Below are 13,083 nucleotides of genomic sequence, written 5' to 3' on the forward strand. Positions count from 1 at the left end.
GCGGCAGTTCGCCGATGAAACGCGACGGACGGTGATAAACCTCTTTGCCGTACAAGCGGCGGGTCTCCGCGTAGGTCATCGTCAGTTTACGCATCGCACGGGTCACCCCAACGTACGCCAGTCGGCGCTCTTCCTCCAATCGTCCGCCCTCTTCGAGAGACATCTGGCTGGGGAACATGCCCTCTTCCATCCCGACGATAAAGACCTGCGGGAACTCCAGCCCTTTGGCAGAGTGCAAGGTCATCAGCTGGACCGCATCCTGATAGGCATCCGCCTGCCCTTCTCCCGCTTCCAGCGCCGCATGAGACAAAAACGCCTGCAACGGCATTAGGTCCTGATCTTCTTCTTGGTAGCTGTACTGGCGCGTCGCGGTGACCAGTTCCTCCAGGTTCTCGATACGAGTCTGGCCCTTCTCACCTTTTTCCTGTTCGTACATGCTCCACAGGCCGGAGTCTTTGATCACGCGGTCAGTTTGTACGTGCAGCGGCTGCTCGGCGGTATCGTTGGCCAACGCGTCCACCAGTTCGAGGAAACGCTGTAGCGCACCGGCGGCGCGTCCGGCCAGCGCTTTCTCCTGCAACAACGCACGCGTGGCCTGCCACAACGTCAGCTGACGGTCGCGCGCGGCCTGACGCACCACTTCCAGCGTCCGGTCTCCGATGCCGCGTGTCGGGGTATTCACCACGCGTTCATAGGCCGCATCGTCGTTACGGTTTGCGATCAGCCGCAGGTAGGCCAGCGCGTCTTTGATTTCCTGTCGTTCGAAGAAGCGCATCCCGCCATAAATGCGATAAGGCAGACTTTGCTGTAGCAACGCCTCTTCCAGCACACGGGATTGGGCGTTGCTGCGGTAAAGGATGGCGCACTCGTTCAGGCTGCCGCCCATTTCCTGCCATGCTTTGATACGGCTGACGACAAACCGTGCTTCATCCAGTTCGTTGAACGCGCAGTACAGGGAAATCGGGTCGCCTTCGACGCCGTCGGTCCACAAATTTTTCCCCAGGCGATCGCCGTTGTGGGCGATCAGGGCATTGGCCGCGTTGAGGATATTGGCGCTGGAACGGTAGTTCTGCTCCAGACGAATGGTGGAAGCCTGCGGGAAATCGTTCAGGAAGTGCTGAATGTTTTCGACCTGCGCTCCGCGCCAGCCGTAGATGGACTGGTCATCGTCACCCACAATCATGACCCGGGCGCTGTCGCCCGCCAGCATACGCACCCAGGCGTACTGAATACGGTTGGTATCCTGGAATTCGTCGACCAGAATGTTGTTAAAGCGATCCCGGTAGTGCTGCAGAATGTGCGGCTTGTTCAGCCACAATTCATGGGCGCGCAGCAGCAGCTCAGCGAAATCCACCAGTCCAGCGCGATCGCAGGCTTCCTGATAGGCCTGATACACGCGCAGCCAGGTCTGCTCCACCGGATTGCCGTAGCTCTCGATATGCTGAGGACGCAGGCCCTCGTCTTTTTTGCCGTTGATGTACCACATCGCTTGCCGCGGCGGCCACTGCTTCTCATCCAGATTGAGGGCTTTAACCAGACGCTTGAGCAGACGGAGCTGATCTTCGCTGTCCAAAATCTGAAAGTCCTGCGGCAGTCCGGCATCAAGATGATGCGCGCGCAGCAGCCGGTGCGCCAGACCGTGGAAAGTGCCGATCCACATGCCGCCCTGACTGGTGCCGATCAGCTGTTCGATTCGATGGCGCATCTCTGCGGCGGCTTTGTTGGTGAACGTCACCGCCATGATGGAGTACGGGGAGCAGTTCTCCACCGACATCAGCCAGGCGATACGATGCACCAGCACCCGCGTCTTGCCGCTGCCAGCCCCGGCCAGCACCAGCATGTTGCTGCGGGGAGCCGCGACGGCGTCGCGTTGTTTATCGTTCAGGCTGTCGAGCAGATCAGATACGTCCATAGGCGTCGGTTATCCGTGAAAAGGGCATCCCGTCACCACATGGCGACAGTTCACCTCTGTTTATGCATACAGTGGAAGGCGTGAATTATAGCAATGCCGTCAGCGATGCCAACCTTGCAATTGCAATATGCGGCAGCAGCCGAGCTTCTCGGAGCTGCATCAGGTTGGCCCCCTGCGCACCGATCCAGCAGGATTGCATCCCACAGCGTACGGCGCCGGCCACATCGGTGATGAGATCATCCCCCACATGCAGCAGGTGATGCAACGGTAAATTGAAACGCTCCGCGGCTTCATGAAACATGTCGTGCCACGGCTTGGCGCGGCCGTCCGGACCCGCGCGGAGGACAAACTGAAAGTATTCGCCCAAACCGCAGGCATGAGGATCGGCGTTACCGTTGGTGATCGCCGCCAGCGGCCAGCGCTGAGCCAGCGCACCGAGCGTGTCGTGGGTTTCCTGCGACACGCTGATACGGCTGCGCCAGTAGGCAAAGTGCGTCATCGCTTTCACCGCGCCGTCGTCCGCTTCCGCCTCACTCACTCCCTGACGCCGCAGCGCCAGCACCACCGTACGGCGACGCCATTCGGTCATGTCGTGATAGATCTCCGGTTCCTGCGTGCGCAATTCGTCACGCATCGCGCTGAACTCCGCCTCGGTCAACGAACTCAGTCCCGGATGGAGATCGCGCAGGAACTGCAGCGCTTCCCGTGAACTGCGCCGCACCACGTCGGCGTTATCGTATAACGTGTCGTCCAGATCAAAAGTGATGGCCGCGATACGACCGAGTGGACGATAGACATGCATCAGGGTTTGCCTCGTTTAGCGCGGGGATGCGCCGCATCATAGACTGAGGCCAAATGCTGGAAATCCAGATGCGTATAGATTTGAGTCGTGGTGAGGTTGGCGTGACCCAGCAGTTCCTGGACCGCACGCAGGTCGCCGCTCGACTCGAGCAAATGCGTCGCAAAGGAGTGGCGCAGCTTATGGGGATTGATGTGGCTGTTCACGCCTTGCTTCACGCCCCACTCGGCAAAGCGCTTCTGCACGTTGCGCATGGAGATACGTTTGCCGAGACTGGAGACGAACACCGCGTCGTCATCCGGCGCGTAGATCTCCCGCAGCGCCAGCCAGCGATTCAGCCAGGTGACCGCCGTTCCGCCCAGCGGCAAACGACGCTCTTTGCTGCCTTTCCCCATCACCCAGACTTCGCCGCTGTCCAGATCGATATGCCCCAGATCCAGACCGACCAGCTCGGCCAGACGCAGACCCGCGCCATACATCACTTCCAGCATCGTTCGATCGCGGACCGCCAACGGATCGCTCTCGTCGATGTCGAGCAGGCGGTTGACCTCGTCCACATCCATATTCTTCGGCAAATGGCGTCCGGCACGCGGCGTGGCTATCCCTTTAGCAGGGTTGGCGTTCAACTCACCGCGGCTCACCATCCAGTCCAGAAAACTGCGCAGTGCGGAAAGACGCAGCGCCAGACTGGAGGACTGCAGTCCGTCGCGTTTGCTGCGCGCGACCACCGCACGCACTCCGGCGGCGTCCAGCTGACGCCAGTCGCTGAGACCGGAGGCGGATAAGATAGTGATCACAGCCTGAAGTTGGTGCGCATAGCTGCTTTGCGTCAGCGGGCTGAGCTGCCGCTCGACGCGCAGGTAACGTAAAAAAGCGTCGGCCTGCGTCAGCAAGGGCGAGTCGGGGACGTTCATAGCCGTTCGATCCAGCGTTGCAGAACCATCGGCAAAATCGTCGCCAGATGCTGCAAAAGTACGGTCCCCATCCCTTCCTGATAATGATGGCTATCGCGGCTGCTGAAAATCAGCAGACCCAGATCGCCTTTTTCGCCCATCAACGACAGCGCGACCGACCCCACCTGCCGCGCCTGAGGCAATAGCAGCAAAAGTTCAGGTCCGTTCAGCGAGCCGAGATAGTGATTCCGTTTCCCCAAGCGCTGAATGCGCAAGGGTTCGAACAACGTGCGATTTAGCGCGAGATGCGTGAAATCAGACGGCGCGCCGATGCGCCATTTGTCGCTGAACAATCGCACCGTGGCGCCGGACAGCCCGAGCTTGCGCGCCCAGCGCTGCAACCGGTCCAGCAGATCCTGCAAAGAGTCGGCCGCCGATAAGGCCAGCTGCAACTGCAACAGCTGATTGAACAGCGCCTCGTTCTGCGCGGCCTGCTCCATCAGCAGCGTAATGTCCTCTTCCAGATGCTGGATTTGGGTACGCTGACGTGATAGCTGCCACTCGACCAGAGACACGCTTTCTCGCACCGGGTGCGGAATGCGCATTTGTTCGACGTGGCGGGAATTACGGATGAAAAAATCGGGGTTTTGGTGCAGGAACTGCAGCACCATGTCGTCCGTGAGTTCAACCTCGCGATCTGCCTGTTCCTGCTGCTCCTCGACGCGTTTCATAAATGAATGAATCCATCATAGACATGCGTGGCCGGACCGGTCATGAACAACGGGTTTCCCGGCCCCGCCCAATGAATATCCAGCTCGCCGCCCGGCAGTTGCACTTTAACTTCCGCCGACAGCAGCCCTTGCTGAATCCCAACCGCGACGGCCCCACAGGCGCCGCTGCCGCAGGCCTGCGTTTCACCCGCGCCGCGCTCAAAAACGCGCAGCCGGACGGAATCGCGATTAACGACCTGCATAAAACCAATGTTAGCGCGTTCAGGGAAACGTTCATGACTTTCGAGCAATGGACCCAGCGTTTCGACCGGCGCCGTATCAACGTCATCGACCTGCACAACGCAGTGCGGGTTGCCCATTGAGACCGCACCGCACAGCACGGTGTGGTCCGCCACACGCATGATGTAGGTTTTCTCGGCTTTGGCGGCGCGAAACGGAATCTGCTGCGGTTCAAAGTTGGGCTCGCCCATATTGACCCGCACCAGTTCGTCTTCGGTGACCGACAGCACCATACGTCCGCTATGGGTGCTCACATTGATGTGACGTTTATTCGTCAGCCCTTTCAGACGCACGAAACGCGCGAAGCAGCGAGCGCCGTTGCCGCACTGCGCAACCTCGCTGCCGTCGGCGTTAAAAATACGGTAATGAAAATCCAGCTCAGGATCATACGGCGGTTCGACGACCAACAACTGGTCGAAGCCTACGCCGCAGTGGCGATCCGCCAGACGACGGATTAGCTCGGGTGAAAAATAGACATTTTGCGTAACGGCATCGACAACCATAAAGTCATTGCCTAAACCGTGCATTTTGGAGAACTGCATTATCCTGACTCCGCTGGCTCAACCGGACGCGGTAAATACGCTATCGTGACCTGTTAATATTTGGGAAATCCCGTTTGATCGTCTGCCGTTATGGCCGGTTAGTCGATGGTTGCGGTGTCGTATTTTTCTGTGTCTGAGATTCGCTCGGCGTCGTGCTTTTGTGCTCCGGCGGGAAGTACAACGGCCCTTTCAGACCACAGCCGACAACCCCGAGTGCAACCAGCGCCAGCGCAGTCTGGCGAAATAGCGTTTTCATAACGTTAAACCTGTCGTTCAGAGACTCATGCTCTCTATAATCGCAGCTGGATCATGAAAATCAACAGGAATCGAAAATCAACGACGGGGAGTTTGATTAATCGGACCGATGTACGAGGGCACTTCGCTGAAAGCGGGCGCTCAGGCCGAGAGCAAGTAAGAGAGCGTTCACGTATCGTTAAAGGACGACGCGCCGGGAGACAAACGTCACAGCGCACGCCGACTTTCGCCGTAGCGTCAGACTACAGCGTTTGCAGCTGTCGCGGGTTCAGCCGCGCGGGGTCGTCCTGCAGCGAGGTCATACACATCGGCGAGAGGTCGCTCTTGCGGAAGGGGATCACCTTCGTGCGGCCGTCGACCAGAACGATCTGGTAAAACTGCGGCAGGTTGAAGTTAATTGAGCTGGCGCCATAGGTGAAGCGGTCGTGAGACGAAGAGTAGAAACGGCTGACGTCGCGCACCAGCTCCTCTTTGCTGCCTTCACAGTGGTGGAACACTTCCACCCGATTGGTCTCATCCAGAATATAGATATTGAACCCTTCGTCATCCGTCCGGTTTTCAAAGAAGAACTGAATGATCCCTTCGCTAGCGACGCCATCTATGACCGGCGGCAGGTGAACATGCGCGGCGGTTTCCACCTGAATAGGCAAACCCTGTAGCTTGTTGTTGGAAATCGCGCCGTAGAACTCTACCGCATTCTCCTGTTTCTGCACCGATACGCTGAGCCGTTCGAAGAACAGTCCCCAGGTTTGCCCCGCCACCTTCACCGCTTTAAAGCGGCCCGGTTCCTGCCGCGTGCTGGACAGGCGCAGTTCGATGCACTCCGATACCAGCTGCTGCACGCGCGTACGGATCAGTCCGCGCAGATGCTGGCTATAACAGAAAACGTCCAACGACTCCGGCAGCGCGGCGTCCTGATGCATTTTGCCCAAAATAGTTTTCAGCGCTTCCAACACCGCCTGTTCACCGCTGAAGTGGAGGGTTCTGACCTCATTCCAGGAGTTGCGGTACAGCAGATCGATGCTGCCGACCAGACACTGCTGCTGCTGACCGAAGCTGAAGACGTCCAGTTGGCGGAAATCGAAATGCACGACCTGATTACGGAAGGCCGCCGTCGGATCGTGTTCGAGATTGACGATAATCGCCAGATGACGAATTTCGCACGGACTGTAGAGCGCTTTGGGTGTCGGCGGCGCGACACGCAGCGGGAAGTGGGTCGCGACGTCGGAGACCAGCTCCTTAAGCTTGGCTAAGTCGCATCGATCTCCGCCTTTGATATGCAGCTGCGTGGCGGACGTCAGAAGACCGTTGAAATAGGCCCAGGCCACCAGCTTGTTCAGGTAGCGGTTATATTCCAGCGGTTGGTGGCTGATGATCGCATCCATCGACGGCGCCTGATTATACAGATACCAGCCGCTGCGATTAGCGCGCCCGGCGGGCACGTAGATGAACGTCAGGTCCGGCTCGGACAAATCAGGGGAGATCTGCGGATTCACCAAGGTCACTTTGCCCGGCAACGCCTCGAAGGCGGCGTACAGCTTGCGCGTCAGCACGCCGATATCCTGCGGGCTGGCGCTGACGCTCAAGTTGTTACGTCGGGCAAAGCGAATCAGATTGCGATAGCTCTGCATCATCGCATCCAGCAGTTCGTTATGCGCTTCGCGCACCTGCTCGATTTTCCAGTTGGCGCGGTCGTCCAGCATCTGCAAACGTTGGTCGTCCCAGCCCCACTGCTGAACCAGCTGTGTGAGGATCTGCTCGCGCCAGGCGGTCTTGCCGACGCCGGTCGACAATTTTTCGCAGACTTTGAGATAGAAGCAGCGGCGCGCCAGGTCCAGTCGCGGCATATCGTCGATGGCGGTGAGATAGTGGGTGACGCGCTCCAGCATCATGCAGTACGGATCGAGGCCGAACGACACGATTTCGCCTTTATGCAAACGCGTTTTAATTTCGGCCGACAGCAGACAGGTATCGGGATACTCCCAGGAGTAGGCTTCCAGCAGCAGCGTTTTCAGCACCGCTTTGTAGGGAGAGTCGATGCTTTTGTAGAGCTGCCAGAGGCTGGCGCCAAAATACTCTTCCGCCGACAGAGTGCTGAGGCCGCCCAGATCGAGCCACTCATTCGGCGCCAGCGCGCCCTGCGAATAGAGGTTGATGACGTATTCGTCGTAATTCGGCTCTTCTTCTACCGGCACCATGTTCCACAGGATGCGCTTGCCCGCCATGCGAACGGCGGTGCGGTAAAACTCATCCAACAACAGAATGTGCTGGGTCGACCCGCAGTCCTCGCCGCCCAGACTGCCGCTCTCGTTGTGACGGAAGCGGTTTTCGTCCATAACGAAGAAGCTGACGTCCACCCCCAGCCCTGCCGCCCACTGTTCCAGCAGCGTGCATTTCTGCTGTAAGCGCTGACGCTCTTCGGTATCAAGCCAGGATTGATGACACACCCACACGTCCAGATCGGACGTGCAGCTTTGACCAATCGAAGAGGTGCTACCCATCGAGTAAATACCGTTGATGGGGAATTCGCCCTGTTTGCACAATGGCTCCGCCATCCCGCCAATCAGCTGGGCGTCATCAAAGTAGCGTTGTTGGTTTTCATCAGGCGTGTAGAGGCATATGCCGTGTGGGACCTTACCTTCAAGGTAACCCGGCATCTGGGGATGGTGGTGATGTAGTAAAACTGGCAAAAGACTGTAAACCTGCTGGAAAGCGGGTCTCATTGCTGCCAGAGCGCGATCAACTCGCAGTTGGTTAATCGCGTCCAGTCTCTGCTTCAGTGTCTCGATGTAGAGGTACAAGACGTTTCGCCTGATTATCCCAGTGACTAAAAAAAAGCCGTTTTTCCAAACCTGTCCTGAGTAGCGATTTAGAGGAATGGCGGACAGTTTATTGCTGGAAACGTGATCAATTTAACACCTTGCTGAAAAGGCGTAAAGAAAGTAAAAAAAGTCAGAATTTTCGGTCTACACTGCGGGATCGGTCCTGTTGTCACTCACTCAGACCCCCATCAGCATTTATGATTTATGGCTGCTATCATTGCAATCGTTACCAACTGAGGTTTAGCCACAGCCCGGCAACTGACACTGGCGCAGCATCAATGATACGATGCAACGAAACGATAACAACGGTATCCAGCATGTTAGACAATATTCTCCGAATTGCCACCCGACAAAGCCCGCTCGCCTTATGGCAGGCTCATTATGTACAACAACAGTTGCAGTCCTGTCATCCGGATTTACAGGTCGAACTGGTACCGATGGTAACACGGGGAGACGTTCTGCTGGATACTCCGCTTGCCAAAGTCGGTGGAAAAGGTCTTTTCGTCAAAGAGTTAGAACGAGCCCTGCTGGAAAACCGCGCCGACATCGCCGTACATTCCATGAAAGACGTGCCGGTGGACTTCCCGACGGGACTTGGGCTGGTCACCATCTGCGAGCGCGACGATCCCCGAGATGCGTTCGTCTCCAATCTTTACGCCGATGTGGACGCGCTACCTGAAGGCGCATGCGTCGGTACGTCCAGCCTGCGCCGTCAATGCCAGCTGCGCGCCAACCGCCCCGACCTGATAGTGCGCGACCTGCGCGGCAACGTCGGCACGCGCCTGTCCAAACTGGATAACGGCGAATACGACGCCATCATTCTCGCCGTTGCCGGACTTAACCGCTTGGGTATGCAAGACCGCGTACGCTGTGCGTTGAGCCCGGAAGTTTCTCTGCCCGCGGTCGGTCAGGGCGCGGTCGGTATCGAATGCCGACTGGACGACGTTCGAACGCAAAGCCTGCTGGCCCCGCTGAATCACGCCGACACCGCCACGCGGGTGCTGGCGGAACGCGCCATGAACACACGTATTGAAGGCGGATGTCAGGTGCCGATCGGCAGCTATGCGGAGCTGGAGGGCGATATCCTGTGGCTGCGCGCGCTGGTCGGCGCGCCGGACGGCAGCCGCATCATCCTGCGCGAACGCCGCGGACCCCGCGCAGAGGCCGAAAGCATCGGCATTGCGCTGGCCGAAGAGCTGCTGTCCTGCGGTGCCGGAGAGATTCTGCAGTCTGTTTACGGTGCCTCGTCGTCATGACGATTTTAGTTACCCGCCCCTCTCCTGCGGGCGAGCAACTGGTTTCCCGTCTCTGTCAGGCCGGACTCACGGCCTACCACTGTCCATTGGTTGAATTTACAATGGGTCGCGAACTGCCCCAGTTACCCGCTATGCTGAATACATTACAGCCGGGCGATTTGGTCTTCGCACTCTCTCACCAGGCCGTAAAGTTTGCTCAGCCAGCCTTATCGCAGGCAGGTCTACGCTGGCCGGCAACATTGCATTACTATGCCGTCGGCCGCACCACCGGGCTGGCGCTGCATACCGTCACCCGTCGACCGGTCATCTATCCTGAGAGCCACGGCACCAGCGAAACGCTGCTGCAACAGCCGTCGCTCCAACAGGTGACAGGGAAGCAGGCGCTACTGCTGCGCGGGAACGGCGGCCGGGAGCTGCTGGCCGAGACGCTCCGCCAACGCGGCGCGCGCGTCAGCTACTGCGAATGCTACCAGCGGACGCCGGTCCATTATGATGGTGCTGAGCAAACGCTGCGCTGGCAAACGCTCGGCGTGAATACGCTGATCGTCACCAGCGGAGAAATGCTGCAACAGATCTATACTTTAGTTCCTGATTATTATCGGGCTTCGTGGCTACTGAGCTGCCGAATGGTGGTGGTCAGCGAACGACTGGCTGCCCTGGCCCGTGATTTTGGCTGGCGCGACATTTTGGTCGCCGATAATGCAGATAACGATGCGCTGCTGCGCGCACTACAATAAACCTGATCATAGGATGTCTCATTATGACGGAACGCATGACCCCCACGACCTCGAATGACGAGGTTGTTGAACGGGCTGAATCGTCCTCTTCACAACCCGAACCGACACCGTCAGCACCTCAGCGTTACGGTGTGCTCCTGGGTGCCGCAGCCATCGTTATCGCGCTGGGCTTAAGCGGCGGCGTTTACTATTACGCACATCAACAGACCTCGAAACAATCGGCGGTCGTCGCGCAATTGCAGGAGCAACTCGACGGATTCAAACAACAACAGCAGCAATCCCAGCAGACATGGCAGCAGTCACTGGCTCAGCAAAGCCAGACGCAAAACGCCAGCGAGCAGCGCCTCACCGCGTTGAACAATCAGGTCGGCGACCTGCAGGAAAAGCTGGATGCGCTCTCCAATCATGACGCCAAAACCTGGCTGCTGTCGGAAGCTGACTTCCTGGTGAAAATGGCCGGCCGCAAACTGTGGGCGGACAAAGACGTCACCACCGCAGGCACGCTGCTGAAAAGCGCAGACGCCAGCCTGGCGGAAATGAAAGACCCGAGCCTGATCGACGTTCGTCGCGCCATCACGCAAGACATCAGCACGTTGGCCAGCGTCAATCAGGTCGATTTCGACGGCATTATTCTGAAGGTGAATCAGCTGGCCGATCAGGTAGATAACCTGCGCATGGCGGACAGCGATCTGGACGAAGCGCCGATGGACGAGAATGACACCTCCCTGTCTGCCTCGCTGAGCGAATGGCGTCAAAACCTGAGTAAAAGCTGGCATAACTTCCTGTCGGAATTCATCACCGTTCGTCGTCGCGATAGCGGTGCAGAACCGCTGCTGGCCCCGAATCAGGATGTCTACCTGCGCGAAAATATCCGCGCCCGCCTGCTTGTCGCCGCTCAGGCGGTGCCGCGCCATCAAAACGAAACCTACCGACAGTCGCTGGAAACCGCGGCGGTATGGGTTCGCGCCTACTTCGATAACAACGACGCGGCGACCAAAGCCTTCCTGGAACAGCTGGACGCGCTCAGCCAGCAGTCGGTCTCGATGGACGTCCCGACCGAACTGCAAAGTCAGCCTCTGCTGGAAAAACTGATGCAGACCCGGGTTCGTAACCTGCTGGCGCAACCGTCAGCCGCGCCGCAGGGGGAATGATCATGCTTAAGGTACTTCTGCTTTTTATCGTGCTGATCGCCGGTCTGGTCGCGGGGCCGATGGTCGCCGGTCATCAGGGCTACGTGCTGATCCAGACCGATAACTACAACGTGGAAACCAGCGTCACCGGCCTTGTCATCATGCTGGTCTTGTTCCTGCTGGCCTTTTTGCTGGTCGAGTGGATACTGCGACGCGTTTTCCGCACCGGCGCACGTACGCGCGGCTGGTTCCTCGGCCGTAAACGCAGCCGGGCTCGCAAACAGACCAAAGCCGCGCTGATCAAACTGGCGGAAGGCGACTATCGTCAGGTTGAAAAGCTGATGACGCGTAACGCCGATCACGCCGACCAACCGGTGGTGAACTATCTGCTGGCCGCCGAAGCCGCACAGCAGCGAGGCGATGAGTTCCGCACCCGACAGTATCTGGAACGCGCCGCTGAAATCGCCGATACCGACCAGCTACCGGTCGATATCACCCGCGTGCGTATTCAGTTGGCCCGCCATGAAGATCATGCCGCACGCCACGGCGCGGATCGTCTGCTGGAAGTCGCGCCGCGCCATCCCGAAGTGCTACGACTGGCCGAGCAGGCATTCCTGCGCACCCACGCCTACAGCGCGCTGCTGGATATCCTGCCGGCCATGCGCAAAACCCAGTTGCACGACGAAACCGAACTGGCGGCCCTGCAACAGCAGGCGACGCTGGGTCTGATGAATCAGGCGATGTCGGAAGGCGGCAGCGAAGGATTGAAACAGTGGTGGAAGAATCAAAGCCGCCGCGTACGACACGAACAGGCGATGCAAGTTGCGATGGCGGAGCATCTGATTGAATGCGACGACCATCAGACCGCGCAGCAAACCATCGTGGACGCGCTGAAACGTCAGTATGACGAACGACTGATTCTGCTGATGCCGCGGCTGGAAGCCGGTAACCCGGAACAGCTGGAAAAAATTCTGCGCCAGCTGATCAAACAGCACGCCGACGTTCCTCTGCTGCACAGTACGCTGGGCCAGTTGCTGATGAAACACGGCGAATGGGAACAGGCTGCCGAAGCTTTCCAGGCCGCGCTGGCGCTACGCCCGGACGCCTACGACTACGCCTGGTGCGCCGACGTCTACGACCGCTTGAAAAGGTACGAAGACGCCGCCACGCTGCGTCGCGAAGGTCTCCTGCTGTCGTTGCAGTCTACACCAGCAGCTGAGGCCGACGCCCTCCCGACACCGCAGGCTCAATAAAACCCACCTCAGGCGCAGACTCGCTCTGCGCCGTTCTCATACCATCACCGTTTGTCTTCCTGCTCTCGCGGAGGGAGGCAAACGCATTTACTCACTGCGTGAGATAAATAATGTGCAACGCTTCGGCCAAAGCAGGGCATTGCTTCTCAACCCTTTAGTGGACTGCCCCCATCTCAGTAGACATATTCTGTCCTCACGACGAGGCCTGTTCGAAGTCCTCCGGACTGACGCTCACCGGCGACGAACTGGCTCAGGCGGGCTTTAGCGCCGGGACGTTGTTTCGTATCAGCCTGTACCGCAACGGGTTGATACTGACACGACTCGATGAGGATACCGATATCGCCGCGTTGCTGGCAGAGCTGGACTGTCTCGACTGCGAGGGCGCGGACTGGATACGCGAGAACGGCGAACTGACGCTTGCGGGCGACTGGCTGACCCGCATCGGGTTGCTAGGCCAGTCGTTAAATATTGAAC

Annotated in this window: 12 protein-coding genes; 5 read left to right on the top strand and 7 right to left on the bottom strand. The window is 58.5% G+C overall.

What is annotated here, in order from left to right; genetic code table 11:
• The 7 genes from uvrD to Q7O77_RS07760 form a co-directional block, all read right to left on the bottom strand.
• The coding region (uvrD, locus tag Q7O77_RS07730) for a DNA helicase II (protein ID WP_304165240.1) at positions 1-1,912 on the bottom strand (1,912 nt) is incomplete at its 3' end.
• 85 nt (positions 1,913-1,997) lie between these two features.
• Positions 1,998-2,714, bottom strand: coding sequence for a 5-amino-6-(5-phospho-D-ribitylamino)uracil phosphatase YigB (yigB, locus tag Q7O77_RS07735; RefSeq protein WP_304165242.1), 717 nt, complete (start codon positions 2,712-2,714; stop codon positions 1,998-2,000).
• Positions 2,714-3,625, bottom strand: a complete 912-nt coding sequence (gene xerC, locus Q7O77_RS07740) for a tyrosine recombinase XerC (protein ID WP_304165245.1) — start codon at positions 3,623-3,625, stop codon at positions 2,714-2,716. Before xerC ends, yigB begins: the two co-directional genes overlap by 1 nt.
• Positions 3,622-4,335, bottom strand: a complete 714-nt coding sequence (locus Q7O77_RS07745) for a DUF484 domain-containing protein (RefSeq protein WP_085653652.1) — start codon at positions 4,333-4,335, stop codon at positions 3,622-3,624. Before Q7O77_RS07745 ends, xerC begins: the two co-directional genes overlap by 4 nt.
• Entirely contained in the window at positions 4,332-5,156 is an 825-nt protein-coding gene (dapF, locus tag Q7O77_RS07750; protein WP_094118640.1) for a diaminopimelate epimerase, read from the bottom strand. Before dapF ends, Q7O77_RS07745 begins: the two co-directional genes overlap by 4 nt.
• An 88-nt stretch (positions 5,157-5,244) precedes the next feature.
• Positions 5,245-5,412, bottom strand: coding sequence for a lipoprotein (locus tag Q7O77_RS07755; RefSeq protein ID WP_304165251.1), 168 nt, complete (start codon positions 5,410-5,412; stop codon positions 5,245-5,247).
• Positions 5,413-5,653: 241 nt separating this feature from the next.
• Positions 5,654-8,212, bottom strand: coding sequence for a class I adenylate cyclase (locus Q7O77_RS07760; RefSeq protein WP_304165254.1), 2,559 nt, complete (start codon positions 8,210-8,212; stop codon positions 5,654-5,656).
• A gap of 338 nt (positions 8,213-8,550) precedes the next feature.
• Here Q7O77_RS07760 and hemC point away from each other — a divergent pair, with 338 nt between their 5' ends.
• The 5 genes from hemC to Q7O77_RS07785 all read left to right on the top strand — a co-directional run.
• Positions 8,551-9,489, top strand: a complete 939-nt coding sequence (gene hemC, locus Q7O77_RS07765; protein ID WP_304165256.1) for a hydroxymethylbilane synthase — start codon at positions 8,551-8,553, stop codon at positions 9,487-9,489.
• Positions 9,486-10,226 carry a uroporphyrinogen-III synthase gene (gene hemD, locus Q7O77_RS07770; protein ID WP_304165258.1) on the top strand — a complete coding sequence of 247 codons (741 nt, stop codon included), beginning with the start codon at positions 9,486-9,488 and terminating at the stop codon, positions 10,224-10,226. Before hemC ends, hemD begins: the two co-directional genes overlap by 4 nt.
• Positions 10,227-10,249: 23 nt before the next feature.
• Entirely contained in the window at positions 10,250-11,377 is a 1,128-nt protein-coding gene (gene hemX / locus Q7O77_RS07775; RefSeq protein WP_304165261.1) for a uroporphyrinogen-III C-methyltransferase, read from the top strand.
• Between the two features lie 2 nt (positions 11,378-11,379).
• Entirely contained in the window at positions 11,380-12,609 is a 1,230-nt protein-coding gene (gene hemY / locus Q7O77_RS07780; protein ID WP_304165263.1) for a protoheme IX biogenesis protein HemY, read from the top strand.
• A 182-nt stretch (positions 12,610-12,791) separates the two neighbouring features.
• Positions 12,792-13,083: hypothetical protein (locus Q7O77_RS07785; RefSeq protein ID WP_304165267.1), on the top strand; the 292-nt coding region annotated here is incomplete at its 3' end.

Source organism: Lonsdalea britannica, from assembly GCF_946477055.1.
GTDB classification, from domain to species: domain Bacteria; phylum Pseudomonadota; class Gammaproteobacteria; order Enterobacterales; family Enterobacteriaceae; genus Lonsdalea; species Lonsdalea britannica_A.

Bases quoted from the DNA above. Each gene is read 5' to 3' on its own strand.
- yigB (WP_304165242.1), bottom strand. From the start codon at position 2,714: ATGCATGTCTATCGTCCACTCGGTCGTATCGCGGCCATCACTTTTGAT.
- xerC (WP_304165245.1), bottom strand. From the start codon at position 3,625: ATGAACGTCCCCGACTCGCCCTTGCTGACGCAGGCCGACGCTTTTTTA.
- Q7O77_RS07745 (WP_085653652.1), bottom strand. From the start codon at position 4,335: ATGAAACGCGTCGAGGAGCAGCAGGAACAGGCAGATCGCGAGGTTGAA.
- dapF (WP_094118640.1), bottom strand. From the start codon at position 5,156: ATGCAGTTCTCCAAAATGCACGGTTTAGGCAATGACTTTATGGTTGTC.
- Q7O77_RS07755 (WP_304165251.1), bottom strand. From the start codon at position 5,412: ATGAAAACGCTATTTCGCCAGACTGCGCTGGCGCTGGTTGCACTCGGG.
- hemC (WP_304165256.1), top strand. From the start codon at position 8,551: ATGTTAGACAATATTCTCCGAATTGCCACCCGACAAAGCCCGCTCGCC.
- hemD (WP_304165258.1), top strand. From the start codon at position 9,486: ATGACGATTTTAGTTACCCGCCCCTCTCCTGCGGGCGAGCAACTGGTT.
- hemX (WP_304165261.1), top strand. From the start codon at position 10,250: ATGACGGAACGCATGACCCCCACGACCTCGAATGACGAGGTTGTTGAA.
- hemY (WP_304165263.1), top strand. From the start codon at position 11,380: ATGCTTAAGGTACTTCTGCTTTTTATCGTGCTGATCGCCGGTCTGGTC.